Here is a 24,698-nt window from a genome sequence, read left to right as displayed (position 1 = left end):
TACCAACTATGTCGCAACAACTTCAGAGCATCATCGATACCGCCTGGGACAACCGCGCCGAGCTGTCGCCCAAGGCCGCGCCCGCCGAAGTCCGCGAAGCCGTCGCGCACGCGATCGAGCAACTCGACAAAGGCCAGATGCGCGTCGCCGAGAAGCGCGACGGTGAATGGGTCGTGAACCAATGGCTCAAGAAGGCCGTGCTGCTGTCGTTCCGCCTGGAAGACAACGCGCCGATGCCCGCCGGCGGCTACTCGCAGTTCTACGACAAGGTGCCCTCGAAGTTCGCCAGCTACACGGCCGAAGACTTCGCGGCGGGCGGTTTCCGCGTGGTGCCGCCGGCCATCGCGCGCCGCGGTTCGTTCATCGCCAAGAACGTCGTGCTGATGCCGTCGTACACCAACATCGGCGCGTATGTGGACGAAGGCACGATGGTCGATACCTGGGCGACCGTCGGCTCGTGCGCGCAGATCGGCAAGAACGTGCACCTGTCGGGCGGCGTGGGCATCGGCGGCGTGCTGGAGCCGCTGCAGGCGAACCCGGTCATCATCGAAGACAACTGTTTCATCGGCGCGCGCTCGGAAGTGGTGGAAGGCGTGATCGTCGAAGAGAACTCGGTCATTTCGATGGGCGTGTATCTCGGCCAGTCGACCAAGATCTATGACCGCGAAACCGGCGAAGTCACGTACGGCCGCATTCCGGCGGGCTCGGTCGTGGTGGCGGGCAATCTGCCGTCGAAGGACGGCTCGCACAGCCTGTATTGCGCGGTGATCGTCAAGAAGGTCGACGCCAAGACGCGCGCGAAGGTCGGCCTGAACGAACTGCTGCGAGGCGACTGATCTTGGCCCGAGGTTCCGCTACGACCGTCGTCTACGGCATTCCGAACTGCGACACCGTGAAGAAAGCGCGCGTGTGGCTGGAAGAGCACGGCGTGCCGTTCGAGTTTCACGACTTCAAGAAGGCCGGCGTGAATGACAAGCTCATTCAGGACTGGCTGAAGGACGTGCCTCTCGATCAGCTCATCAACAAGCGCGGCACGACGTGGCGCGGCTTGTCCGACGTACACAAGGCCGAGGCCGACACGACCTCGGGCGCGATCGCGCTGATGATCCACAAGCCGTCGATCATCAAGCGGCCGGTCGTTGTCGTGAATGGGCGGGTGAAGACCCTCGGGTTTTCCGCCGAGCAGTACGAAACGCTTTTTGCGTGATTCAGGGCGATGGCTGCGAACTCGACGGCCATCGCGCGAACGCCACGAGTGCCGGCCGCAGCGCCGGCATTTTTTATCTTGAAACGACCATGTCCGGCACTCTCAACCTCACCGAAGCGCTGATCGAACGCGCATCCGTCACGCCCGACGATCAGGCCTGTCAGGCGCTCATGATCGAGCGGCTCGCGCGCATCGGCTTCGAATGCGAAACGATCGAATCGGGCGGCGTCATCAACCTGTGGGCCGTGAAGCGCGGCACGGATGCGCAAGGCAAGCTGCTCGCGTTCGCCGGCCACACCGACGTCGTGCCGACCGGCCCGCTCGAACAATGGAGCTCGCCGCCCTTCACTCCGACGCACCGCGACGGCAAGCTGTACGGACGCGGAGCCGCGGACATGAAGGCGTCGCTGGCGGCGTTCGTCGTGTCGAGCGAGGAGTTCGTCGCGAGTCATCCCGAGCATCGCGGCACGCTCGCCTTCCTCATCACGAGCGATGAAGAAGGTCCGGCCACCGACGGCACGATCAAGGTCGTCGAGGCGCTGAAGGCGCGCGGCACGCGGCTCGATTACTGCATCGTCGGCGAGCCGACTTCGAACGCCACGCTGGGCGACATGGTCAAGAACGGCCGGCGCGGCTCGATGACCGGCAAGCTCATCGTCAAGGGCGTGCAGGGACATATCGCGTATCCGCATCTGGCGAAGAATCCGGTGCATCTGCTCGCACCGGCGCTGGCCGATCTCGTCGCCGAAAAATGGGACGACGGCAACGAATACTTCCCGCCGACCACCTGGCAAGTGTCGAACCTGCATTCCGGCGCCGGCGCGACCAACATCATTCCCGGCCACGCCGACCTGATGTTCAACTTCCGCTTCTCGACCGCGAGCACGGTGGAAGGCCTGCAAAGCCGCGTGCACGCGATTCTCGACAAGCACCGCCTGGACTACGATCTGAAGTGGATCGTGAGCGGCCTGCCGTTTCTGACGCCGCGCGGCGCGCTTTCGAATGCGCTCGAAAAAGCCATCCGCGACGAAACCGGCGTGCAGACCGAGCTGTCCACCACGGGCGGCACGTCGGATGGCCGCTTCATCGCGCGTATCTGCGACCAGGTCGTGGAGTTCGGCCCGCCGAACGGCACCATCCACAAGATCGACGAACATGTCGAGGTGAAATTCATCGAGCCGCTGAAGAACGTGTACCGGCGCGTGCTCGAAGAACTCATCGCTTAAGTTAAATCCGACAATAAAAAGGAGCCTTCGATGGCGCTGCCCTTCACTACCGTGCGCGACCTGCTGCGCTTCGGCGTTTCGCGCTTCACCGAAGCGGGTCTGTCTTTCGGCCACGGCTCGACCAATGCCTACGACGAAGCCGCGTATCTGATCCTGCACACGCTTCATCTGCCGCTCGACACGCTCGACCCGTTCCTCGACGCGCGCCTGCTCGACGACGAGATCGACGCCGTGATGAAGGTGATCGAACGCCGCGCGAAGGAGCGCATTCCCGCCGCGTACATCACGCACGAAGCGTGGATGCACGGCCGCCGCTTTTACGTGGACGAGCGCGTGATCGTGCCGCGCTCGTTCATCGGCGAGTTGCTGCAGGATGGCCTGCAGCCTTATGTGGCCGACCCGGACCACGTCACACGCGTGCTCGAGCTCTGCACCGGCTCGGGCTGTCTCGCGATTCTCGCAGCTCAGGCCTTCGAGAACGCCGATGTCGATGCCGTCGACATTTCCGCGGACGCGCTCGCGGTCGCGCGCCGCAACGTCGACGATTACGGGCTCGACGAGCGCGTGAATCTCTTCGAGGGCGACCTGTACGCGCCGCTGGCGCAGGCTCGCTACGAGGTGATCATCACCAATCCGCCCTACGTCAACGCGCAGGCGATGCAGGCGCTGCCGCAAGAGTACCGGCACGAGCCCGAACTCGCGCTCGCGGGCGGCGCGGACGGCATGGACGTGGTGCGGCGCATCGTGCGCGAAGCCGGCAAATGGCTGACCGAGGACGGCGTGCTGGTCGTCGAGATCGGCAACGAGCGCCCGAACGTGGAAGCGGCGCTCGGCGGCCTCGATCTCGTATGGCTCTCGACCTCCGCCGGCGACGACAACGTGTTCCTGATCCAGGCCGCCGACCTGCCTGCCTGACCGGCTTGTTGCGGAGTTCGCAGCGCGCGGACCTCGTTGCGACGTTCGCCGACACTTCGCGCGGAAGGCTTGGGTAATATGGCGAATCGCCGTCAAGCGAGGCGCTTCCCACCTTCCGCGTTTATGCAAGCATCGGACTGGCTACACCTAGGCACGGTCATCATGGCCTGCCACGTCCTCGGCGTGATCGCCGCGATCCATGCCGTGATCAACACCCGCACGTCGCAGGGCGCGGTGGCCTGGGCGGTGTCGCTCGTGGCGATGCCCTATTTCACGCTCATCCCCTATCTGTTCCTCGGCCGCAGCAAGTTCGCGGGATACATCGACGAGCGCCGCCTCGAACGCGAAATCCTGCGCAGCCGCTCGAAGCCCGCCGAATGGGACTCGGGCGCCCGCAGCGACGCGCCCGAGAGCACCCCGCTCGTCGACGCGTCCGGGGTGCGCGGCGAGATTGCGCCGGGACCGGCCGCCTATCTCGGCAACCCGACCATCCGCACGCTGCAGCGCCTCTCCGGCATGCCGTTTCTGCGCGGCAATTCGGTGCGCGTTCTCGTCAACGGCGACGCCACCTTCGCCGCGATACTGGACGCGATCGCCGCAGCCGAGCGTTACATCGTCGTGCAGTTCTTCATCGTGCGCGCCGATGCGCTCGGCGACATGCTCAAGGACGCGCTGATCAGAAAAGCCCAGGCCGGCGTGCGCGTCTATTTCCTCTATGACAGCATCGGCAGCTTCGACCTGCCGCATCGCTACGTGAGCGCGCTGCGCGCGGGCGGCGTCGAGGCGCATCCGTTCGCGACCAAGCGCAAGTTCGTCAATCGCTTCCAGATCAACTTCCGCAATCATCGGAAGATCGTGGTCGTGGACGGGAAGCGCGCGTTCGTCGGCGGGCATAACGTGGGCGTCGAGTATCTCGGCGGCAATCCGCGGCTCTCGCCCTGGCGCGACACGCATGTCGAGGTCCGCGGCCCGGCGGTCGCGAGCATCCAGTTCGTTTTCACCGAAGACTGGTACTGGGCGACGCAGCGCCTGCCCGAGCTCGGTCCCGCGCCGCATTCCGACGAAAACATGCACTGCATGGTGCTGTCGAGCGGTCCCGCGGACAAGCAGGAAACCTGTTCGCTGTTCTTCGTGGAGGCGATCAACGCGGCGCGCGAGCGCATCTGGATCACTTCGCCGTACCTGATTCCCGATGAAGCCGTGTTCTCGGCGTTGAGGCTCGCGGTGATGCGCGGCGTGGACGTGCGCATTCTGATTCCGAGCCGGCGCGACCATCACGTCGTGTTCGCCGCCTCGAAACTCTTCGCGTACGACCTGGTGCAGGCCGGCGTACGCATCTTCCGCTACAGGCCGGGCTTTCTGCATCAGAAGGTCGTGCTGGTCGACGATATCGCCGCGTCCATCGGCAGCGCGAATCTGGACAACCGCTCGTTTCGCCTGAACTTCGAGATCACGGTGCTGACCGTGGACCGCGCATTCGCCGGCGAGGTGGAAGCGATGCTGAACGCGGACTTCGCCCACGCGTTCGAGATCGACACGAACGACTATCGCGGCGCCGCGTTCTGGCGGCGCATGGCGATGCACGTCGCGCGGCTGTTCTCGCCGATTCTCTAAACGCCCGCGAGAACGTCAGAGCAGCTTCTCGATGTCCTCGGCAATCGCCTCGGGCTTGGTCTGCGGCGCATAGCGCTTCACCACGCTGCCCTTGCGGTCGACCAGGAATTTCGTGAAGTTCCACTTGATCGCCTCGATGCCGAGCAGGCCGGGCTCCTTGTCCTTCAGATACTTGTAGAGCGGATGTGCGTTCGCGCCGTTCACCTCGATCTTCGCGAACATCGGGAACGTGACGCCGAAGTTCTTCTCGCAAAAGCTGCCGATCTGCTCCGCATCACCGGGCTCCTGCTTGCCGAACTGGTTGCACGGGAAGCCGAGCACCTCGAAGCCGCGCGCCGCCAGTTGCTGGTAGATGTCCTGCAGGCCCTTGTACTGCGGGGTGAATCCGCATTCGCTCGCCGTGTTCACGATGAGCAGCACCTTGTCACGGTACTGGTCCAGACTGACGGTGGCGCCGTCGAGGGTTTCGGCCGAGAAGCCGTAGATGCCTTCATTGGCTGCGCTCATGGGTGCTCCGTAAAAAATTCGATGAAAGTCTGGCGATGCTACCCCGCCTCGCGCTCGCCTGCCATTGGCCGAACGGACGACCCCTGCCGCGCGGCGCGTCCGGTCTAAAATAGCGCTTTCTTTCCCAGCCGCGCCCTTTTCGCCGCCATTTCGACGTGATCCGTTTCAATCAGTTCAGCCTGTCCCGCGGCACTAAGCCGCTTTTCGAAGACACCAGCTTCACGCTCAACCCGGGCGAAAAGGCCGGTCTCGTTGGCGCAAACGGCGCGGGCAAATCCACGCTCTTTTCCGTGCTGCGCGGCGAACTGCACGCGGACGGCGGCGATTTCTCCATGCCGCCCTCGTGGCGCATCGCGCATGTCGCGCAGGAAACGCCCGCCGTCGATCGCAGCGCGCTCGATTACACGCTCGACGGCGACACCAGCCTGCGCGCGATCGAGGCGCGCATCGCGGCGGCGTCCGCCACGCACGACGGCGCGGCCGAGGCCGAAGCCCACGCCGCCTTCGCCGACGCCGACGGCTACACCGCGCCCGCGCGCGCCGAAACCTTGCTGCTCGGTCTGGGCTTCACGCTGGAGCAGACCAAAGAGCCGGTCTCGAGCTTCTCCGGCGGTTGGCGCATGCGTCTGAATCTCGCGCAGGCGCTGATGTGCCCGTCCGACCTGCTGCTGCTCGACGAGCCGACCAACCACCTGGATCTGGACGCCATCGTCTGGCTGGAAGACTGGCTCGCGCGCTATCCCGGTACGCTCGTCGTCATCTCGCACGATCGCGAGTTTCTCGATTCGGTCTGCAATGTCACGCTGCATCTGGAAAACCGTCAGGTGAAGCGTTACGGCGGAAATTACAGCCAGTTTGAAGTGCTGCGCGCGCAGCAGATCGCGCTACAGCAGAGCGCGTATGAAAAGCAGCAGAGGACCGTCGCGCATCTGCAGAGCTTCATCGACCGCTTCAAGGCGAAGGCGACCAAGGCCAAGCAGGCGCAAAGCCGCGTGAAGGCGTTGGAAAAAATGGAGCTGATCGCGCCCGCGCATGCGAGCTCGCCGTTCACCTTCGAATTCCGCGAACCCGACGCCGCGCCCAATCCGATGATGGTCATGGAAGACGTGCGCTGCGGCTACCACGCCGACGACGGCGGCGAGATTCCGATCGTCGAGAGCGTGTCGCTGTCGATTCAGAACGGCCAGCGCATCGGCCTTCTGGGCGCGAACGGCCAGGGTAAATCGACGCTCATCAAGACGCTCGCGCAGACGCTCGAGCCGCTTTCCGGCGGCGTGCGTCAGGGCAAAGGCTTGCAGATCGGCTATTTCGCGCAGCATCAACTGGAGACGCTGCGCCCCGACGACTCGCCGCTCCAGCATCTCGCGCGCCTCGCGCCGGACACGCGCGAGCAGGAACTGCGCGACTTCCTCGGCAGCTTCAACTTCTCCGGCGAAATGGCGACCGCGAAAATCGCTCCCTTCTCCGGCGGCGAGAAGGCGCGGCTCGCGCTGGCGCTCATCATCTGGCAAAAGCCGAATCTGCTGCTGCTCGACGAACCGACCAACCACCTCGACCTCGAAACCCGCCACGCGCTGACCATGGCGCTCGCGCAATTCGAAGGCACGCTGATTCTCGTGTCGCACGACCGGCATCTGCTGCGCGCGACAACCGACACCTTCATGCTCGTCGCGAAGCATCGCCTGCATCCGTTCGATGGCGACCTCGACGATTACCGCGACTGGCTGCTGCAACACGCCGCCGAGACGCGCGCGGCGGCGAAGGAAGCGAGCGCGGCGGCGTCGGGCGACGCCTCGGATAGCGGCCTGAATCGCAAGGAGCAGCGCCGCCAGGAAGCGCAGGAACGGCAGAAGCTCGCGCATCTGAAGAAGCCGCTGCAGTCGCGCATCGCGAAGATCGAGAAGGAAATGGACAAGCTCAATGCGGAGAAGACAGCGCTCGATGCGTTCGTCGCAGATCCGGCCAGCTACGAGGCGGCGCTCAAATCGAAGCTCACGGAGACGATCCGCCGCCAGGGCGAAGTCAACGCGCGACTCGAAACCCTCGAAATGGAATGGCTCGAAGCGCACGAGGAACTGGAACAGATCGGCTGACCATGCTGACAATCAACCGGAGATCGAACCCTTGACGACGCCTTCTCTCACTGGCCTGCGCGTACTCGATTTGACGCGCCTCCTGCCCGGTCCCATCGCCACGCTGAGACTTGCCGAACTCGGCGCGGACGTGCTGAAGATCGAGCCGCCTGGCGAAGGCGACTACACGCGCACCATGCTGCAAAGCGACGCCGATCGTCAAAGCGGCACGCCGAGCGCGTTTTATCGCATCGTCAATCGCGGCAAGCGGCAGCTCACGCTGGATCTCAAGACGGAAGAAGGCCGCGCGAAGCTGATCGCGCTCGCGCGCGAGTCGGATGTGCTCGTCGAGAGTTTCCGGCCATCGGTGATGGCGCGGCTCGGCGTCGGCTATGACGTACTGCGCGAGGCGAATCCGAAGCTGGTCTATTGCGCAATAACGGGCTTCGGAAGCGAGGGCCCGTTCGCCCAAAAGGCCGGTCACGATCTGAACTACATCGCTTATGCCGGCGTGCTCGATCAGCTCGCCGCGCGCGACGGCACGCCGGTCGCGCCGAACTTCCAGCTCGCGGACCTGCTAGGCGGCGCGCTCTCGGCCGTGATGGAGATACTTGCCGCGGCCTGGCATGTCGCGCGCGGCGGTGAAGGACGCTGCCTGAACGTTTCAATGACGCACGCGACGCACACGCACAACGTCATGGCGCATATCGCGCTCGTCAATGCCAACGAAGCGAGCACGCGCCCGGGCGCGGGCCTCCTGAACGGCGGCGCGCCCTGCTACGACGTCTATCGCACGCGTGACGACCGGTTCGTTGCGGTGGGCGCGCTGGAATTGAAATTCTGGCAAACGCTGTGCGAAGCGCTCGGCCGTCCGGAATGGGCCATGCGGCACTGGAGTCTTGGGCTGGCGACAGGCGGCGCGGACGCCGCGCGACTATCGGTGGAACTCGCCGAGCTCTTTCGCGAGCGCACGCTCGACGAATGGATGGCGCTGCTCGAACCGCTCGATTGCTGCGTCGCTCCCGTGCTGACGCCCGCCGAAGCGGCGGCGCATCCGCTATTCCGTTCCGCGACGCGTGAGAGCGCCTAGCGGCGCGGCAAGACCTGGCGCGGCTCGCGCTCGTCGTCCACGAGCACGTGCTTGCGGCCCGTCACGTGATGGCGAATGGTCGCGACGACCTCGTCCTCGGTGACATCGGCCGCGACCGCGCGGCGCGAGATCTGGCCATGCTCGTCGATCCATTCGACGATCCGGCAGCCGCTTCCCCACGGCTGCTGCAGCGGCGCGGAGACACGGCATCCGCGCAGATGAAACGCTGGCTTCGGCCGGGTTGATTTTACGTGTTTCAATGCGTGGTCCTCTCGATCCTTCCGGTCACTTCGCCTGTGTGAATGCGTTTGGCGAAGTTGGCCGGGTCCGTAGCCCTGTAAGGATAGGAAAACCGCGCGTCGCTTGGGTTACATTGCGCAACCGGATTTTTACGGCCCGTTACGAGGGGTCCGATCAGACCGGCTGCGCGATGCGTTCGACGCGGATCGTGCGAAATCATTCGAGATCGCGGACACGGTCGATCGCTTCCTCGATACGATCGACTGCAATCACCTTCAGACCGTCGATCGTTTGTTTGGGCGCGTTCGCCTTCGGAATCAGCGCGACCGAGAAGCCCAGCTTCGCGGCTTCCTTCAGACGATCCTGCCCGCGCGGCGACGGCCGGATCTCGCCCGCCAGCCCCACTTCGCCGAACGTGATGAGCCCCTTGGGCAGCGGCTTGTTGCGCATCGACGAATGGATCGCGAGCAGCACGGCGAGGTCCGCTGCCGGCTCGGTGATCTTCACGCCACCCACCGCGTTCAGGAACACGTCCTGATCGAAACACGCAATTCCCGCATGCCGATGCAGCACGGCGAGCAGCAGGGCCAGCCGGTTTTGTTCCAGACCGACCGCGAGTCGGCGCGGGTTGGGAACATGCGCGGTATCGACGAGCGCCTGCACTTCGACCAGCAGCGGGCGCGAACCTTCCTGCGTCACCAGCACGCACGAACCCGCGACGCTCTGCTCATGCTGCGACAGAAACAGCGCAGATGGATTGGCGACGCCGCGCAAGCCCTTTTCGGTCATCGCGAACACGCCGAGTTCGTTGACCGCGCCAAACCGGTTCTTGAACGCGCGCACGAGCCGGAACGACGAGTGCGTGTCGCCTTCGAAATACAGCACCGTGTCGACGATATGCTCCAGCACGCGCGGTCCCGCGAGGCTGCCTTCCTTCGTCACGTGCCCGACCATGATGATCGACGTGCCCGTCTGCTTCGCGATGCGCGTAAGCTGCGCCGCGCACTCGCGCACCTGCGCGACCGAACCGGGCGCAGACGTCAGCGCTTCGGAGTAGATCGTCTGGATGGAGTCGATCACGGCGACTTCGGGACGTTGCTCGTCGATGGTCGCCTGAATCTTTTCGAGCTGTATTTCCGCGAGCAACGCGAGATCGCCCGCCGCGCCACCACCGCCGATCAGGCCGAGACGCTGCGCGCGCAACGCGATCTGCGCGCCGGATTCCTCGCCGCTCACATAGAGCGCGGGCCGCTCGCGCGCGATTTCCGCGAGCGATTGCAGGAGCAGCGTGGATTTGCCGATGCCTGGATCGCCACCGATCAGCACGACGCCGCCCGGCACCAGACCTCCGCCCAGCACGCGATCGAATTCGCCGACGCCGGTCGTGAAGCGCGGCACGTCCGACGCCTCGATTTCCGCGAGCTTGCGCACCGACGAGCTTTTCGCGAGCGCCTGGAACCGATGCGCGGAAGGCGCCTGCTCCACGGATTCCACCAGCGTGTTCCACGCTCCGCATGCGGCGCACTGGCCGGTCCATTTGGGCGACTGTCCGCCGCATTCGCTACAGGTGAAGAGCGTTTTTGCCTTTGCTGCTTTTGCCACGTATTGCCTTGCTGTTATTCGTTTGGTTCGCGTCGAGCGAAAGATTATTATTCCGCGCGCACCGGCACGCGTTGCGCGATCGCGCACATCAGCTCGTAGCCGATGGTGCCGGCCGCGGCCGCGACGTCGTCGATCGGCAGATTCGGGCCCCACAGCTCCACCTTCGAGCCGATGCCCGCGCCCTGACACGGCGTCAGGTCCACCGTGAGCATGTCCATCGACACGCGGCCCACGAGCTTCGTACGCACGCCGTCGACGATCACGGGCGTGCCTTCCGGCGCCACGCGCGGATAGCCGTCCGCATAACCGCACGCGACCACGCCGATGCGCATCGACTGACCCGCTGTATATGTGGAGCCATAACCGATGCTGCCGCCCGCGTCGACCGTTTGCACGGCGATCAGCTCGGACTTCAGCGTCATGGCCGGCTTGAGCCCGGTGCTGGCGATATCGGCCGTCACGCCCGAAGGCGATGCGCCGTACAGCATGATGCCGGGCCGCACCCAGTCGAAATGCGCCGCCGGATGCCACAGCACCGCCGCCGAATTGGCGAGACTCCGCGCCCCCGCGATGCCTTCCGCGCCGCGCTCGAACGCCTCCAGCTGATGCGTGATGCCGCGTGGCGCATCGGCATCCGAAAAATGGGTCATGAGCGTAATCTGACCAACGCCCTGCACGGCGCGCGCCCGCTCCCACGCGGCGCGGAACTTCTCAGGCGTGTAGCCGAGCCGGTTCATGCCGCTGTTCATTTTCAGCTGGATGTTGACGGGCTTCGACAGCCGCGCCATTTCGAGCATGCGCAACTGCTCGTCGCAATGGACCGCGGTCGTGAGGCTATAGCGGTCGATCACGTCGATGTCGGTGGGCCGGAAAAAGCCTTCGAGCAAAAGAATTGGCCCGGCCCACCCCAATTCACGCAACTTCACGGCTTCTTCGAGGTCGAGAAGGCCAAAGCCGTCCGTTGCGCGTAGTCCCGGAAACGCCCGGGCCAGCCCGTGGCCATACGCATTGGCCTTGACGACGGCCCAAATCTTGGACTTCGGCGCGTATTTGCGGGCAATGGCCAGGTTGTTCGCGAGCGCGGCGGTGTGGATCGTTGCAGAAAGGGGGCGCGGCATGAGCGTGTGGTGGAATTGCAGTGAGAGCGGTCTAAATAGCGAGCATACGACAGCGGGACACGTCCTGCTGCGCCGGCCGGGACGCCTTGCGAATCAGTATCTTACGAGGAATCTCGTGCACGATCGTGTCATTTATCGCGCGATCGAGATTACTGCTAGTCAGAATGCGCCTATTTTCGTGTTATAAAGCCGTGCGCACAACCCATTTCGAAAGGCATAAGCCCGCGCGCTCATCAGGCGCCCGGGGCGGATCACCCGCAGTGAGGAAAGCTTCGGATCAGATGAAAAAAGGTTTTTACACCATCATGGCCGCGCAGTTTTTCTCGTCGTTGGCCGATAACGCTCTACTGATCGCTGCCATCGCACTGCTGAAAGACCTTCACGCCCCGAACTGGATGACGCCGCTGCTCAAGCTGTTCTTCGTCCTGTCGTACGTGATTCTCGCGGCCTTCGTCGGCGCCTTCGCCGATTCGCGGCCCAAAGGTCACGTGATGTTCGTGACCAATTCCATCAAGGTGGTCGGCTGCGTGACCATGCTCGTCGGCGCGCATCCGCTGCTCGCGTATGGCATCGTCGGCTTCGGCGCCGCGGCCTATTCGCCGGCGAAGTACGGCATTCTCACCGAACTGCTGCCCGCCGACCGGCTCGTCGCCGCGAACGGCTGGATCGAAGGCACGACCGTCGGCTCGATCATTCTCGGCACCGTGATGGGCGGCGCGCTCATCAGCCCGCATATCGCGAGTCATCTGCTGTCGTATCACATTCCGCGCATCAACACGCCCGCCGAAGCCGCGATGCTCGTCATCATGCTGATGTACGTGATCGCCGCGATCTTCAACCTGCGCATTCCCGACACCGGCGCGCGCTATCCGAAACAGGAAACGCGACCGATCAAGCTCATCACCGATTTCGCCGACTGCTTTCTCGTCCTGTGGCGCGACAAGCTCGGTCAGATCTCGCTCGCCGTCACGACGCTCTTCTGGGGCGCGGGCGCGACGCTGCAGTTCATCGTCTTGAAGTGGGCCGAGGTCTCGCTCGGCATGACGCTTTCGCAGGCCGCGATCCTGCAGGCGGTGATCGCGGTCGGCGTCGCGGCGGGCGCGGTGCTCGCGGCCGCGCGCGTGCCGCTCAAGCGCTCGCTCACGGTGCTGCCGGTGGGCATCCTGATGGGCCTGGCCGTGATGATCATGGCGTTCTACACGCGTCATCTGTTTCCGGCGCACTGGGGCATCTACTTCGGCAGGCTGCACTTCCCCGGCTATCTGCTGATCGCCTACGTGTTCCTGATGGTCGTCGGCGGCCTGTCGGGCTTCTTCGTCGTGCCGATGAACGCTCTGCTCCAGCATCGCGGGCACGTGCTGCTCTCCGCCGGACACTCGATCGCCGTGCAGAACTTCAACGAGAACCTGTCGGTGCTCATCATGCTGTGCCTCTACGCGGCGCTCGTGTGGCTCGACGTGCCGATCCAGTTCGTGATCGTGCTGTTCGGCTCGTTCGTCTGCCTGATGATGTACTTCGTAATGCGGCGGCATCAGGCCAATCAGCGCGCCTTCGACTCGGTCGCGCTGATCGGCGAAGCGCGGCACTGATTCGCCGCGCGCCCGTTTCGATCGATTCCGTCATGCTCGCCGCCGACCTCTTCTCTTTTGTCACCCGCGTGCGCGATCGCGCGCCGCTCGTGCACTGCCTGACCAATCTGGTCGTCACCAACTTCACCGCGAACGTGCTGCTCGCCATCGGCGCCGCGCCGGCGATGGTCGTCGCGCGCGAGGAAGTCGGCGAGTTCGCGCCGCTGGCGAATGCGCTGTCGGTCAATCTCGGCACGCTCGACGTGCCGCAGAGCCGCGCGATCCGCGCCGCCGTCGACGCCGCCGGCATGGCGGGCAAGCCGTGGGTGCTGGACCCGGTCGCGGTCGGGCCGCTGTCGTTCCGCACGGAATTCGCGCACGATCTGCTCGATGCGAAGCCCGCGGCGATTCGCGGCAACGCCTCCGAGATCATCAGCCTGTCGGGCGGCGCGGCGAGCGGGCGCGGCGTGGACAGCACAGCCGCCACCGACGCCGCGGTCGACGCCGCGCAAGTCCTTGCATTGAAAACGCGGGCCGTGGTCGCGGTCACGGGCGAAACCGACTATGTGACGGACGGACGGCGCGTGATCGCGCTGTCCAACGGCTCGCCGCTGATGACGCGCGTCACCGGCGTCGGCTGCGCGCTGTCCGCGACCGTGGCGGCCTTCATCGGCGCGGCGTCCGATAGCGGTGAATACTGGAGCGCGACAGTCGCCGCAATCGCGTATTCGACCATCGCTGGCGAGCTCGCCGCGCGCGAGGCCGCCCTGCCCGGCAGCTTCGCCGCCGCGTATCTCGACCGGCTCGCGTCGCTCGATGCGCAAGCGTTCGCGCAGACGCTCGTGCAGCGCGACGTCGTTTCGGGCTGAGACTGACCATGCGCGCCTCGTTCGATCTCTCGCTCTATCTCGTGCTCGATCCGGTGCAGTGCGGCGGGCATGACGCCGCGGTGCGCGTCGCGCGCGCGGCGCTCGAAGGCGGTGCGACGCTCGTGCAACTGCGCGCGCCGGAATGGCACAAGCGCGCGTGGCTCGAACTGGCGCGCGAGCTTTTGCCGATCACGCGCGCGCACGGCGTGCCGTTCGTCATCAACGATCATGTCGATGTCGCGCTCGCCGCCGGCGCCGATGGCGTGCACATCGGCCAGCGCGATCTGCCCGCGGACATCGCGCGGCAGCTTCTCGGGCCCGATGCGCTGATCGGCCTGTCCGTCTCGAACCTCGACGAAACCGCCGACGCCGCAAGGCTCGCGGGCGTCGTCGATTATCTCGGCGCGGGCCCGGTCTACGCGACGCCCACGAAAACCGACGCCTCCACGCCCTGCGCCATCGACGGCCTCGCTGAAATTTGCGCCGCCGCGCGTTTGCCGACCGTCGCGATCGGCGGCATTCAGGCGCACAACGCCGCCGACGTGATGCGCGCCCGACCCGCCGGTCTCGCCGTGGTGTCCGCGCTCTGCAAGGCCGCCGATCCACGCGAGGCGGCCACGGTATTGCGCGCGACCATCGCGCGCGCCCGAACCTGAATTCGCCATGACCGCAACGAAACCCATTCCCAATGTGCTCACGATCGCCGGTTCCGACTCGGGCGGCGGCGCGGGCATTCAGGCTGATCTGAAGGCCTTCTCCGCGCTCGGCGCGTACGGCGCGAGCGTCATCACGGCGCTCACCGCGCAGAACACGCGCGGCGTAACGGCGGTCCATGCGCCGGAACCCGCGTTCATCACCGCGCAACTCGACGCCGTGTTCGACGACATCCGCATCGATGCGGTGAAGATCGGCATGCTGGCCAACGCGGACATCGTGCGCGTGGTCGCAGAAGCGTTGCAGCGGCATCGGCCGAAGCATGTGGTGCTCGACACCGTCATGATCTCGAAGAGCAATCACGCGCTGCTCGCGCCTGACGCGGTCGCCGCGCTGCGCGACGAGCTGCTGCCGCTCGCGACGCTCGTCACGCCGAATCTGCCCGAGGCGGCGGCGCTGCTTGGAGCGGAAACCGCCGCCGACGAAGACGCGATGGTCCGTCAGGGCGAGGCGCTGCGCGCGCTCGGCGCGCAGGCGGTGCTGATGAAGGGCGGGCATCTGGCGTCGTCGGACAGTCCCGACTGGCTCATCGAAGCGGGCGGGTCGCTGCGGCTCGGCGGCGCGCGCGTGCCGCTCAAGAACACACACGGCACCGGCTGCACGCTGTCTTCGGCGATCGCGGCGCTGATCCCGCAAACGGGCGATCTCGCCAGCGCCACCGCCGAAGCGAAACGCTATCTGACCGGCGCGATCGAGGCGAGCGTGCGGCTCGACGTCGGTCATGGCGTCGGGCCGGTGCATCACTTCTTCCGCTGGTGGTGAGCGCAGCGGCTCGATGCCCGGTCAGGGCGCCGATGCCGCGAACGCGCGCGCCCGCTCCGGCCAGTCGTCGGGCACGATGAAGCCGCGTGATTCCTCGAGCCATTCACCCGTTTCGTCGCGCGCGTAGACCGCGATCATCGTCGGCGCGACGGTGGCCGCGAGGCTCGTCCGGATGCTCTCGGTTCCGGCGACGAGCGCTTGCGCATCAGCCGGATCGAGACGCCGCGACGCAAGCCACGCCATGCGCGGCTGCACGACCCACGCGCGTTCGTCGTCCGAGGTGGCGGCGCGCGCCGTGCGCCATTCGGATGCCGTGAGCCACCATCCGCGCAAATGATGCTCGCCTATTTCGGGCGCGGGCTCGACATGACCGTCATCTGCGCCGTGATAGAACAGCCGTCCCTTGATGAACAGTTGCGCGCGCCACGGGCCTTCGAATCCCAGCGCGGCGAACTCCGTGCGCTTGGTCAGGCCGAGTTGATGCGTGGTGAGACGCGCATGCTTGATATCGAACCGATCCTGCAGGTTCGGTCCCACATAGTCCGACAGACGCGCCTCGCGCGCTGCTTCGCCTTGTGCGCTGATGTGCAGATAGAACTTCACCGCAAGTTCCCAGTGCAGGCGCGCGCCGTCGGCCGTTTCGAGCAGAAAATCGCATTCGCCGATGGTGCGACGCTGGCGCCGCAACGGCACATTCGCCGCGACCAGACGCGCCGCGGGTCCGTGCGCGAGGAAATATCGGAGCAGACTTTCGGCGTAGATGCCGAGGCGCGTCAATTTCGGGTTGCGCGCGTGATCGTGGAGCGCTTGCGGCGCGGCGTCCAGTGCGGCGAGCCAGGCGAGCGTGGCGTCGCGTTCGGCGGCGGTCGGGAACGGGCGCGCGAGCGTCGCGTCGCCCTCGCGCAGCAAATCCGGGGCGAAGAGCAGCCAGGCGAGATCCCGCACGGTCACGTCGCTGAACTGGTCGACGAGACGCGCGAGCCCGCTCGCCGGGGCGGACATCAGCGGCCGCCCTTTCCGGCTCCCTTCGCGGCTCCCTTCGCGGCTCCTTGCTCGACGCCCAGCGCTTCGAGCGCCTCGCGATAAGTCTTGCGCGCGAGACAGAGATCGGCCCAGGCCTTCGACTTGTCCTGCAGACTGCGTAACAGATAAGCCGGGTGATACGTGACGATGACCGGCACGCCGCGATACTCGTGCACGCGACCGCGCATGGATGCGATGCTGGCTTCGTTCTTCAGCAGGCTTTGGGCGGCGAAACGCCCCATCGCGACGATCACCTTCGGCTTCACGAGTTCGACCTGCCGCTGCAGATAAGGCTCGCAGCGGGCGACTTCATCGAGTTCGGGATTGCGGTTGCCGGGCGGCCGGCACTTGATCACGTTCGCGATATACACGTTCGATTGCCGCGACAGCGTGAGCGCGCGCAGCATGTTGTCGAGCAGCTTGCCCGCCTGGCCGACGAACGGCTCGCCCTGCTTGTCCTCGTTCTCGCCGGGCGCCTCGCCGATCAGCATCCAGTCCGCTTCGCGGTCGCCGACGCCGAAGACCGTGTTCGTGCGCCGCTCGCAAAGACGGCAGCGCTCGCAGTTCGCGACGCGTTCGGCGAGCGCGTCCCAGTCGAGCGTGTGGACGTCGCTGGGGGCTTCGACGATCGCGGGTTCGGCGTGAGCAGGCGCTTCGTCGGTCCAGGGAAGATCGTCGTAGGCGTCGAGCGGCGGAAGATCCGGTTCGGCGTGCGTGGGGGGAGAGGGCTGTGCGGGGGCGGCGGGCGCTTGCCGCAGTTCGGCGGACGCCGGCGCTTCGATTTTGCGCGCCTTGGACGCCGGTGCCGCGGGCGGTTGCGGCGCGCGCTCCACCTCGGCGGACGCCGCCGCGACAGGCGCATCTTCCACCACGGGTGTGCTCGCTTCCGCACGCGGCGCTGGCATCGCCGGAGAGTTCGCCATCCCGCGCCGGACCCACACCGGTCCGATTCCCAACTCCTCGATCAACCGTTCATCGAGCGCCATGCGCACTCTCCTCCGAAAACGACAGACGCATGACGATTGCGTCCTCGCGCGAGCGATGCCGCGCGGGGTAATAGTTCTTGCGCCTTCCGATGGCAACGAAGCCGAAGCGCTCGTAAAGCTGGATCGCGCGCGGATTGGACGGCCGCACTTCGAGCAGCACGCCTTCGAGCTTCTCGGCGCGCGTGATGCGCACCGCCTCGCGCAACAGCGTGAGACCCGCGCCCGCACGCTGCGCGGACGGCGCGACGCACAGGTTCAGCAGATGCATTTCATCGACGACGGGCATCAGCACGCAATAGCCGATCAGTGTGCCGGTCACGTGCCGAAGGCAGACGCCGAAGTAGCCATTGCGCAGCGAATCCTGAAAATTGCCGCGGCTCCACGGAAACTCGTAGGCGAGCTTTTCGACGGCGGCGACTTCGTCCAGATCGGCGTCGGTCATCGGCGTCAGATACCGGTCCGCCAGCAGCACGCCGCTCACCGAAGCGTCCCCTCGCGGGCCAGCATGCGCTCGGCCGTGGTCTGGGCGACCTTGTCGCGCACGTACTCCGGCGCGGCGTGCTCGGGGGCGACCGTGCGCCCGGCTTTCAACGCGCGCAAACCGAGCAGCGCGACCGGCAGCGCATGCGGCAGCGCCTCGCGATCCACGCGCGCGGCGGCCGCCGCTGCCGGCAGACGCTCGCCAAAAGCCGCGGCCGCATTGCCGGCGAGCACGAACGGAACCTCGGGTAGCGGCAGCGCGCCGGGCGCATCGAGCGCGGCGGGATGCAGCACGCGCCAGTCGCCGGCGGCGGCATCGAACTCGAAATCGGCCCAATAGACCTCGTCCATGCGGGCGTCGAGCGCGGCCAGCACGCGCGTCGGCCAGGATGGATCGTCGAACCCCTTGAGCCGCGCGCCTTCGGCGCACGCGAGCAAGGTGCTCACCGGCGCCACCGGCACGTCCAGCCCGAAGGCCAGCCCTTGCGCGACGCCCGTCGCGGTGCGCAAGCCCGTGAACGAGCCCGGGCCCGCGCCGAACGCGATCGCGGCGCAATCGGCGAGCGCGAAACCCGCGTCGCCGAAAAGTTCGCGCACGGCGGGCAACAGGCGCGTGCTGGAGACGGCGCCGGTCGCTTCGTGGCGAAACCAGACGCGCGTGCTGCCGCGCTCGTAGTGCGGCGCAGCGGCATTGGACGCGGAATCGGAAGCGGAAATGGAATCGTCGAGCAGGAGCGCGACGGAGCAGAACTCCGTCGAAGTGTCGAGGGCGAGCAGAACGGTGCGTGTCATAGGCGGTATTGTAATGCGGGACCCGCCCCGCTTTCGCGCGTTTCGACCAGATCCGCGCGATCCGCATCGCGTCTGAAAGGCATGCCGGCTGGAGGAAAGCCTCGACCGACGGCGCCCGCCCGCTTGCTAAGATCGTGCGCACTTTCAACCACAGCAACGGAGCACGCATGACCGATATCGACCAGCAATTCGCCCAGGCCCAGGCGCACGTGACGCAACTGCCCGAGCGCCCCGGCAATCTCACGCTGCTGCGTCTCTACGCGCTGTTCAAGCAGGCGAGCCTGGGCGACGTGCAGGGCGAGAAGCCCGGTTTCACCGACATCGCCGGAAAGTACAAATACGAAGCATGGGCTGCGCTCGGGGGCACCCCCGCCGACGAAGCCAAAGCTCGCTACGTCGAACTCGTCGATTCCCTGAAGCGCGGCGAAGCGGCCTGAGTACGCACCGCGCTCGTCGCCGCGCCATCGGATGCCCGAAGATGGCGCGGCCATGCTTTAAGATGTGGCGCAGTGCAGCAAATTACGTTATACTGGCGCCCAGCGCTTGATTGTGAGTTGCCTGCCTGTCGAATATTTCGGGCAAAGCCCCACGCAGCAAGGCGCTTCGTAGCGTTTCGCTCCAATCCAGTTTAGAAACTGTCCCCTCCCTGCCAGGCCTTTGCGTTGCATCTGCGCGCATTTTTTACACGGCCCGTCATGCATCAGGCTGACGTCAGCGCCCATCGAATCTTGGGGCCTGCCGTATCCGATACAGCTTCTAACAAAGATACTCGCCGCCCGTTCGCGCGAGTGACCTTCGTTTTTCGATTTGCTCGCTGTTTCTTCGCTCGCTGAATCCAACGACCTGGGTATGCCGATTGGCGCCGACGCCTTATTCCTCGTTTCAAGGATCGACATGACTTCGAGCTTCACCGCTAGCCCGTTGGACAACCTCGCAGCACAAATTGGCATCACCCCCACGACGGACGCCCCGGCCGCTGACGCGCCCGCCGAAAAGCCCGCTGGCCCCACATTCGAATCGCTCGGCCTTTCCGCCGAAATCGTGTCCGCGCTGACCGCAGCCGGCTACCAGTCTCCGACGCCCGTGCAGCAGCGCGCGATTCCCGCCGCGCTCGCCGGACGTGACCTCCTCGTGTCCAGCCCGACCGGTTCGGGCAAGACGGCGGCTTTCATGCTGCCCGCCATCGAAAAATTCGCGCAACTGCAAAAGCAGGAAGCGCAGCAACCGCGCGCCCCGCGTGACGCGAACGCACCGCGCGGCCGTCGTCCGCAGCCGATCGCGCGCCCGAAATTGCTCGTGCTCACGCCGACCCGCGAACTCGCGATGCAGGTTTCGACCGCCGCGACCACGTACGGCAAGCATCTGCGCCGCCTGCGCACCGTCAGCATTCTCGGCGGTGTCGCGTACGGCCAGCAGTTGATGCTGCTCGCGAAGAATCCCGAGATTCTCGTCGCGACGCCGGGTCGTCTGATCGACCATCTGGAGCGCGGCCGCATCGACCTGTCGGAACTCAACATGCTCGTGCTCGATGAAGCCGATCGCATGCTCGACATGGGCTTCATCGAAGACATCGAGACGATCGTCGACGCGACGCCCGCCTCGCGCCAGACGCTGCTGTTCTCGGCGACCATCGACGGCAAGATTTCGTCGCTGACCGGCCGCCTGCTGAAGGATCCGGAACGCATCGAGATCGTGCAGAAGCTCGAAGCTAAGAGCAATATCGCGCAGACCGTGCATTACGTCGACGACCGCGATCACAAGGATCGTCTGCTCGATCATCTGCTGCGTAACGAAGAACTCGATCAGGCGATCGTCTTCACGGCAACCAAGAGCGACGCCGATCTCATCGCCAACCGTCTGGCCGATGCCGGTTTCGAATCCGCCGCGCTGCACGGCGATCTGCCGCAAGGCGCGCGTAACCGCACGATCCGTGCGCTGCGTGAAAAGCGCGTGCGCGTGCTGGTCGCGACCGACGTGGCCGCGCGCGGCATCGACATTCCGGGCATCACGCACGTCTTCAACTACGACCTGCCGAAGTTCGCGGAAGACTACGTGCACCGCATCGGCCGTACCGGTCGCGCGGGCCGCAGCGGCACGGCGGTCAGCCTCGTGCATTACGCCGAAATGGGCGCGCTGAAGCGTATCGAGCGCTTCGTGCGTTCGCCGCTGCCGGTCAACGTCGTCGCGGGCTTCGAGCCGCGCCGCGCGCCGCCCAAGGGTGGTTTCGGCGGCGGCCGTGGCCGTCCGGGCGGTAACGGCGGCGGCGGCCGTCGCTTCGGCAGCGGCAACGGCAACGGTGGTGGCCGCAGCTACGGCCCGGGCAACGCCAGCGGCTACGGCAACAAGCCGAGCGCCGGCGCGCGCGAAGGCGGCTATCGTGACGGCGGCTATCGCAGCGAAGGCGGCGGTTATCGTGGTGGCAACAGCGATGGTGGCTACCGTGGTGGCAACAGCGATGGCGGCGGCTATCGCGGCGGCAATCGCGAAGGCGGCTACGGCTCGCGCGATGGCTACAGCGCACGCCGCAACGACGGCCCGCGCGCACCGCGTCGCGGCAGCTAAGCGGCTATCAGGCGATGCCAAGCGGAAGCGGCTTCTAACGCTGCTTCCCGCACACTCAAAAAACCGATGCCTCGTGCATCGGTTTTTTTTCGCCCGTCGTGATATTTCACGATGCGCAATGATCTTTTGTGTCGCAAAAGATGTGCTGCGCGGCACAAACCTGCTCGTTGCGAGATAGAAAAAGACATTCCACAATATGGAATTAGCGCAGTAAACCACTGAATTTACGCGATAAAAATATTCGACATTTCTTCTCCCAAGGGCTGTTTCGCGAGATCGCATTTGCCTAGACTCTTATATAAGAGTTAAGCAGAATTCGTCGTTCAGTCCAATTTCAAGGAGAAGCGCTATGACCTCACGTCAACAACAAGCTCAGCAACTCCAACAGCAATGGGAAACCGATCCGCGCTGGAACGGCATCAAGCGCGGCTATTCGGCGGAAGACGTCGTGCGCCTGCGCGGCTCGGTGCAGCCGGAGCACACGCTCGCGAAGCGTGGTGCAGAGAGGCTGTGGGCGTCGATTCACGATGAGCCGTTCGTCAACGCGCTCGGCGCGCTGACCGGCAATCAGGCGATGCAGCAGGTCAAGGCCGGCCTCAAGGCCATCTATCTGTCGGGCTGGCAGGTGGCGGGCGACGCCAACGTCGCCGGCGAAATGTATCCGGACCAGTCGCTGTATCCGGCGAACTCCGTGCCGCTCGTCGTGAAACGCATCAACAACACGCTCACGCGCGCCGACCAGATCCAGTGGTCCGAAGGCAAGAATCCGGGCGACGAAGGCTATATCGACTACTTCGCACCGATCGTGGCCGATGCCGAAGCCGGTTTCGGCGGCGTGCTCAACGCATTCGAACTGATGAAGGCGATGATCGAAGCCGGCGCTGCGGGCGTGCACTTCGAGGATCAGCTGGCGTCGGTGAAGAAGTGCGGCCATATGGGCGGCAAGGTGCTCGTGCCGACGCGCGAGAACGTCGCGAAGCTCTCGGCCGCGCGTCTGGCGGCGGATGTGTGCGGCACGCCGACGCTCCTGATCGCCCGCACGGATGCGGAAGCGGCCGATCTCGTCACGTCCGACATCGACGAAAACGACAAGCCGTTCCTTACCGGGGAGCGCACCGTGGAAGGCTTCTTCCGCACGAAGCCGGGTCTCGAACAGGCCGTGTCGCGCGGCCTCGCCTATGCGCCGTACGCGGACCTCGTCTGGTGCGAAACCGGCAAGCCGGATCTCGAATACGCGAAGAAGTTCGCCGAGGCGATCCACAAGGAATTCCCGGGCAAGATGCTGTCGTACAACTGCTCGCCGTCCTTCAACTGGAAGAAGAATCTGGATGACGCGACCATCGCCAAGTTCCAGCGCGAGCTGGGCGCAATGGGCTACAAGTTCCAGTTCATCACGCTGGCCGGCTTCCACGCGCTGAACTACTCGATGTTCAACCTCGCGCACGGCTACGCCCGTTCGCAGATGAGCGCGTTCGTCGAGTTGCAGCAGGCCGAGTTCGCCGCCGCCGACAAGGGCTTCACGGCGGTCAAGCATCAGCGCGAAGTGGGCACGGGTTACTTCGATGCGGTCACGCAGACGGTCGAGCGCGAGGCATCGACGACCGCGCTGCATGGCTCGACGGAAGACGAGCAATTCTTCGACAAGAAGGTCGCGTAATCACGCAAAGACCGTTGAACAGGTTGAATCAGGGAGTGAGGTGAGAAGAAGCGGCGGCCACGGCGCGTGCAGTATCGCGCCGCGGCCGCCGCTCAAACGAAAGCGCATCGCGGTGCGCTTCCGTTTGATGTCACCGGTAGACGATCACCGGAATCTTGGTATGCGTGAGCACGCGCTGCGTCTCGCTGCCGATCAGCAGGCTGCCCAGGCCGCGCCGTCCATGCGAGGCCATCAGGATGACGTCGCAGCCGTTCTGCTCCGCCGCCTCGATGATGCCGATATACGGCGCGGCATCGACGCTCGTCACGCTGGTGCAGGGCACGCCCGCGCTTTCGGCGGCGCGCTCGACTTCGCGCAGATGCTCGCGGGCTTCGTTTTCCGCGCGGGCATGGAAGTCGTCGGGCGGCTCCACGGCGACATCGGCGAAAGGCGAATACGGGTATTGAGGCAGGCACGCGTAAGCCGTGATGCGCGCGCCCACGGATTGCGCGAGATCGATCGCGCCGTCGATGGCTTTCTGCGATAGCTCGGAGCCGTCGGTCGGCACGAGGATGTGTTTGAACATGGTGACCTCCCCGTCTGGTGAGTGCGTGGTTCTATTGTAGTAACGCGGGCCGCAGCGGACCAGATTTCGGTCCATCGCCGCCCGGCACGCGCTTGCTTCACATCCTTTCGATAGGAATCCGTATCGTCGCGTGGACCGCATGAACGAACGGAGGCCTCATCCCCAATACCCCGGAGCCTGATACGTATGCTTCAGCAGATCGAGGAACAGCCGCACGCGCAACGGCAAATGACGTCGTTGCGGAAACACGGCGTGGATTCCGATCGGCGGGGCGGCGAACGCATCGAGCACGCTCACGAGGCACCCTGCGCCGATATCCTCGCCCACTTCCCACCACGAGCGCCACGCGAGGCCGCGCCCTTCGAGACACCATTCGTGCAGCACCGCGCCGTCGGAGCATTCCATCGTGCCCGAAACCTTGATGGTCACGACCTTGCCGTCCTCCTCGAACACCCAGCCGCGTTGCTGGTTCGCGGAAGCGCCGAGCGCGAGACAATTGTGATGCACGAGCGCCGCGAGGTCCGCGGGCTCGCCGCGCCGCGCGAGATAGTCCGGCGACGCAACGCACACGCGCCGGTTCTCGCCCAGCTTGAGCGACACCAGCGACGAATCCGGCAGCTCGCCCAGCCGGATCGCGCAGTCGAAACCTTCGTTGACAAGATCGACCATGCGGTCGGTCAGATCGAGGCTCACGGAAACATCCGGATGCTGCGCCGTGAATTTCGGCACGAGCGGCGCAACGTGCCTGCGCCCGAACCCGGCCGGCGCGGACACGCGCAGATGCCCGCTCGCCTTCACGCCGCCCGCCGAAACGCTGGCCTCGGCGTTCTGCATGTCGTTGATGATGCGCTGACAGTCCTCCAGAAACGCCGAGCCCTCGAAGGTCAGCGTGATCTTGCGGGTCGTGCGCACCAGCAGTTTCACGCCGAGACGCTCCTCGAGCGCATCGAGCCGGCGGCCGATCACGGCCGGCGCAATGCCCTCCGCCTGCGCCGCCGCCGAAAGGCTCCCCTTCGCCGCGACCGAGGCGAAGGTCTCTATCTGCTTGAATCGATCCATGCGTGTTCGTCGTCAATAAGGCTGCTTGCGCACAGATTAGGTGTGAAAAAGTAAAAGATCAAGTGATAAG

Annotated in this window: 24 protein-coding genes; 14 read left to right on the top strand and 10 right to left on the bottom strand. The window is 65.4% G+C overall.

Annotated features, from left to right (window positions below):
• Nucleotides 1-8 precede the first annotated feature (8 nt).
• From dapD to cls, 5 genes are all read left to right on the top strand, one after another.
• Nucleotides 9-836, top strand: coding sequence for a 2,3,4,5-tetrahydropyridine-2,6-dicarboxylate N-succinyltransferase (gene dapD / locus AWB79_RS16735; RefSeq protein ID WP_061168544.1), 828 nt, complete (start codon nt 9-11; stop codon nt 834-836).
• Nucleotides 837-838: 2 nt separating this feature from the next.
• Nucleotides 839-1,207, top strand: coding sequence for an ArsC family reductase (locus AWB79_RS16730; protein WP_061168543.1), 369 nt, complete (start codon nt 839-841; stop codon nt 1,205-1,207).
• A gap of 89 nt (nt 1,208-1,296) precedes the next feature.
• The gene (gene dapE, locus AWB79_RS16725; RefSeq protein WP_061168689.1) at nt 1,297-2,433 is read left to right on the top strand and encodes a succinyl-diaminopimelate desuccinylase; all 1,137 of its coding nucleotides are present in this window, start codon (nt 1,297-1,299) and stop codon (nt 2,431-2,433) included.
• 30 nt (nt 2,434-2,463) lie between these two features.
• Nucleotides 2,464-3,348 carry a 50S ribosomal protein L3 N(5)-glutamine methyltransferase gene (prmB, locus tag AWB79_RS16720; RefSeq protein ID WP_061168542.1) on the top strand — a complete coding sequence of 295 codons (885 nt, stop codon included), beginning with the start codon at nt 2,464-2,466 and terminating at the stop codon, nt 3,346-3,348.
• Between the two features lie 123 nt (nt 3,349-3,471).
• Nucleotides 3,472-4,962, top strand: coding sequence for a cardiolipin synthase (cls, locus tag AWB79_RS16715; protein ID WP_061168541.1), 1,491 nt, complete (start codon nt 3,472-3,474; stop codon nt 4,960-4,962).
• Between the two features lie 15 nt (nt 4,963-4,977).
• Here cls and AWB79_RS16710 read toward each other — a convergent pair whose 3' ends face one another.
• Nucleotides 4,978-5,469 (bottom strand): glutathione peroxidase, encoded by a 492-nt coding sequence (locus AWB79_RS16710; RefSeq protein WP_061168540.1) that lies wholly within the window; start codon nt 5,467-5,469, stop codon nt 4,978-4,980.
• 155 nt (nt 5,470-5,624) lie between these two features.
• Between AWB79_RS16710 and AWB79_RS16705 the strand changes: the two genes are divergently transcribed.
• A complete protein-coding gene (locus AWB79_RS16705; RefSeq protein ID WP_061168539.1) occupies nt 5,625-7,562 on the top strand; it encodes an ATP-binding cassette domain-containing protein in 1,938 nt (645 codons plus the stop codon).
• Nucleotides 7,563-7,593: 31 nt separating this feature from the next.
• On the top strand, nt 7,594-8,631 hold the full coding sequence (locus tag AWB79_RS16700) for a CaiB/BaiF CoA transferase family protein (protein ID WP_061168538.1): 1,038 nt from the start codon (nt 7,594-7,596) through the stop codon (nt 8,629-8,631).
• On the opposite strand, the gene AWB79_RS16695 is transcribed toward AWB79_RS16700, so the two are convergent.
• From AWB79_RS16695 to alr, 3 genes are all read right to left on the bottom strand, one after another.
• Nucleotides 8,628-8,891, bottom strand: coding sequence for a DUF2866 domain-containing protein (locus tag AWB79_RS16695; RefSeq protein ID WP_061168537.1), 264 nt, complete (start codon nt 8,889-8,891; stop codon nt 8,628-8,630). The two genes, AWB79_RS16700 and AWB79_RS16695, sit on opposite strands and share 4 nt — an antisense overlap.
• Nucleotides 8,892-9,087: 196 nt before the next feature.
• Nucleotides 9,088-10,473 (bottom strand): DNA repair protein RadA, encoded by a 1,386-nt coding sequence (radA, locus tag AWB79_RS16690; protein WP_061168536.1) that lies wholly within the window; start codon nt 10,471-10,473, stop codon nt 9,088-9,090.
• A 47-nt stretch (nt 10,474-10,520) separates the two neighbouring features.
• Nucleotides 10,521-11,591, bottom strand: coding sequence for an alanine racemase (gene alr / locus AWB79_RS16685; protein ID WP_061168535.1), 1,071 nt, complete (start codon nt 11,589-11,591; stop codon nt 10,521-10,523).
• 281 nt (nt 11,592-11,872) lie between these two features.
• Here alr and lplT point away from each other — a divergent pair, with 281 nt between their 5' ends.
• Genes lplT through thiD form a run of 4 tightly spaced genes read left to right on the top strand, consistent with a single transcriptional unit; the run spans nt 11,873 to nt 15,504 of the window.
• Nucleotides 11,873-13,180 (top strand): lysophospholipid transporter LplT, encoded by a 1,308-nt coding sequence (gene lplT / locus AWB79_RS16680; RefSeq protein WP_061168534.1) that lies wholly within the window; start codon nt 11,873-11,875, stop codon nt 13,178-13,180.
• A 32-nt stretch (nt 13,181-13,212) separates the two neighbouring features.
• Complete coding sequence (gene thiM, locus AWB79_RS16675) at nt 13,213-14,028, top strand: hydroxyethylthiazole kinase (protein ID WP_061168533.1); 816 nt, start codon at nt 13,213-13,215, stop codon at nt 14,026-14,028.
• Between the two features lie 8 nt (nt 14,029-14,036).
• Nucleotides 14,037-14,684 (top strand): thiamine phosphate synthase, encoded by a 648-nt coding sequence (gene thiE / locus AWB79_RS16670; RefSeq protein ID WP_061168532.1) that lies wholly within the window; start codon nt 14,037-14,039, stop codon nt 14,682-14,684.
• Between the two features lie 7 nt (nt 14,685-14,691).
• Nucleotides 14,692-15,504, top strand: a complete 813-nt coding sequence (thiD, locus tag AWB79_RS16665) for a bifunctional hydroxymethylpyrimidine kinase/phosphomethylpyrimidine kinase (protein WP_061168531.1) — start codon at nt 14,692-14,694, stop codon at nt 15,502-15,504.
• A 21-nt stretch (nt 15,505-15,525) separates the two neighbouring features.
• Here thiD and AWB79_RS16660 read toward each other — a convergent pair whose 3' ends face one another.
• From AWB79_RS16660 to tsaB, 4 genes are read right to left on the bottom strand one after another with little or no spacing between them, the layout of a single operon-like run.
• Nucleotides 15,526-16,506, bottom strand: a complete 981-nt coding sequence (locus AWB79_RS16660; protein WP_061168530.1) for a DUF1853 family protein — start codon at nt 16,504-16,506, stop codon at nt 15,526-15,528.
• On the bottom strand, nt 16,506-17,513 hold the full coding sequence (locus AWB79_RS16655) for a uracil-DNA glycosylase (RefSeq protein WP_061168529.1): 1,008 nt from the start codon (nt 17,511-17,513) through the stop codon (nt 16,506-16,508). The genes AWB79_RS16660 and AWB79_RS16655 overlap by 1 nt, the downstream gene beginning before the upstream one ends.
• Nucleotides 17,500-17,994 carry a ribosomal protein S18-alanine N-acetyltransferase gene (rimI, locus tag AWB79_RS16650; protein ID WP_061168528.1) on the bottom strand — a complete coding sequence of 165 codons (495 nt, stop codon included), beginning with the start codon at nt 17,992-17,994 and terminating at the stop codon, nt 17,500-17,502. The genes AWB79_RS16655 and rimI overlap by 14 nt, the downstream gene beginning before the upstream one ends.
• The gene (tsaB, locus tag AWB79_RS16645) at nt 17,991-18,785 is read right to left on the bottom strand and encodes a tRNA (adenosine(37)-N6)-threonylcarbamoyltransferase complex dimerization subunit type 1 TsaB (RefSeq protein ID WP_061168527.1); all 795 of its coding nucleotides are present in this window, start codon (nt 18,783-18,785) and stop codon (nt 17,991-17,993) included. The genes rimI and tsaB overlap by 4 nt, the downstream gene beginning before the upstream one ends.
• Nucleotides 18,786-18,952: 167 nt before the next feature.
• Between tsaB and AWB79_RS16640 the strand changes: the two genes are divergently transcribed.
• The 3 genes from AWB79_RS16640 (at nt 18,953) to aceA (ending at nt 23,004) form a co-directional block, all read left to right on the top strand.
• Complete coding sequence (locus AWB79_RS16640; protein WP_061168526.1) at nt 18,953-19,222, top strand: acyl-CoA-binding protein; 270 nt, start codon at nt 18,953-18,955, stop codon at nt 19,220-19,222.
• A gap of 457 nt (nt 19,223-19,679) precedes the next feature.
• Nucleotides 19,680-21,347, top strand: coding sequence for a DEAD/DEAH box helicase (locus tag AWB79_RS16635; protein WP_061168525.1), 1,668 nt, complete (start codon nt 19,680-19,682; stop codon nt 21,345-21,347).
• A 349-nt stretch (nt 21,348-21,696) separates the two neighbouring features.
• Nucleotides 21,697-23,004, top strand: a complete 1,308-nt coding sequence (gene aceA / locus AWB79_RS16630; protein ID WP_061168524.1) for an isocitrate lyase — start codon at nt 21,697-21,699, stop codon at nt 23,002-23,004.
• A gap of 130 nt (nt 23,005-23,134) precedes the next feature.
• On the opposite strand, the gene AWB79_RS16625 is transcribed toward aceA, so the two are convergent.
• Nucleotides 23,135-23,569 (bottom strand): universal stress protein, encoded by a 435-nt coding sequence (locus AWB79_RS16625; protein ID WP_061168523.1) that lies wholly within the window; start codon nt 23,567-23,569, stop codon nt 23,135-23,137.
• Nucleotides 23,570-23,725: 156 nt separating this feature from the next.
• On the bottom strand, nt 23,726-24,628 hold the full coding sequence (locus AWB79_RS16620) for a LysR family transcriptional regulator (RefSeq protein ID WP_061168522.1): 903 nt from the start codon (nt 24,626-24,628) through the stop codon (nt 23,726-23,728).
• Nucleotides 24,629-24,698: the final 70 nt, after the last annotated feature.

The organism is Caballeronia hypogeia (assembly GCF_001544875.2).
Lineage (GTDB): Bacteria > Pseudomonadota > Gammaproteobacteria > Burkholderiales > Burkholderiaceae > Caballeronia > Caballeronia hypogeia.
Note: the sequence above shows the minus strand (reverse complement) of the source record. Positions and strands in the feature narration are given on the sequence as shown.

Excerpts from the sequence above, each read along its gene's own strand:
- dapD (WP_061168544.1), top strand. The coding sequence starts at position 9 with ATGTCGCAACAACTTCAGAGCATCATCGATACCGCCTGGGACAACCGC.
- dapE (WP_061168689.1), top strand. The coding sequence starts at position 1,297 with ATGTCCGGCACTCTCAACCTCACCGAAGCGCTGATCGAACGCGCATCC.
- prmB (WP_061168542.1), top strand. The coding sequence starts at position 2,464 with ATGGCGCTGCCCTTCACTACCGTGCGCGACCTGCTGCGCTTCGGCGTT.
- cls (WP_061168541.1), top strand. The coding sequence starts at position 3,472 with ATGCAAGCATCGGACTGGCTACACCTAGGCACGGTCATCATGGCCTGC.
- AWB79_RS16710 (WP_061168540.1), bottom strand. The coding sequence starts at position 5,469 with ATGAGCGCAGCCAATGAAGGCATCTACGGCTTCTCGGCCGAAACCCTC.
- alr (WP_061168535.1), bottom strand. The coding sequence starts at position 11,591 with ATGCCGCGCCCCCTTTCTGCAACGATCCACACCGCCGCGCTCGCGAAC.
- lplT (WP_061168534.1), top strand. The coding sequence starts at position 11,873 with ATGAAAAAAGGTTTTTACACCATCATGGCCGCGCAGTTTTTCTCGTCG.
- thiM (WP_061168533.1), top strand. The coding sequence starts at position 13,213 with ATGCTCGCCGCCGACCTCTTCTCTTTTGTCACCCGCGTGCGCGATCGC.
- thiE (WP_061168532.1), top strand. The coding sequence starts at position 14,037 with ATGCGCGCCTCGTTCGATCTCTCGCTCTATCTCGTGCTCGATCCGGTG.
- thiD (WP_061168531.1), top strand. The coding sequence starts at position 14,692 with ATGACCGCAACGAAACCCATTCCCAATGTGCTCACGATCGCCGGTTCC.
- AWB79_RS16660 (WP_061168530.1), bottom strand. The coding sequence starts at position 16,506 with ATGTCCGCCCCGGCGAGCGGGCTCGCGCGTCTCGTCGACCAGTTCAGC.
- AWB79_RS16655 (WP_061168529.1), bottom strand. The coding sequence starts at position 17,513 with ATGGCGCTCGATGAACGGTTGATCGAGGAGTTGGGAATCGGACCGGTG.
- tsaB (WP_061168527.1), bottom strand. The coding sequence starts at position 18,785 with ATGACACGCACCGTTCTGCTCGCCCTCGACACTTCGACGGAGTTCTGC.
- AWB79_RS16640 (WP_061168526.1), top strand. The coding sequence starts at position 18,953 with ATGACCGATATCGACCAGCAATTCGCCCAGGCCCAGGCGCACGTGACG.
- AWB79_RS16635 (WP_061168525.1), top strand. The coding sequence starts at position 19,680 with ATGACTTCGAGCTTCACCGCTAGCCCGTTGGACAACCTCGCAGCACAA.
- aceA (WP_061168524.1), top strand. The coding sequence starts at position 21,697 with ATGACCTCACGTCAACAACAAGCTCAGCAACTCCAACAGCAATGGGAA.
- AWB79_RS16625 (WP_061168523.1), bottom strand. The coding sequence starts at position 23,569 with ATGTTCAAACACATCCTCGTGCCGACCGACGGCTCCGAGCTATCGCAG.
- AWB79_RS16620 (WP_061168522.1), bottom strand. The coding sequence starts at position 24,628 with ATGGATCGATTCAAGCAGATAGAGACCTTCGCCTCGGTCGCGGCGAAG.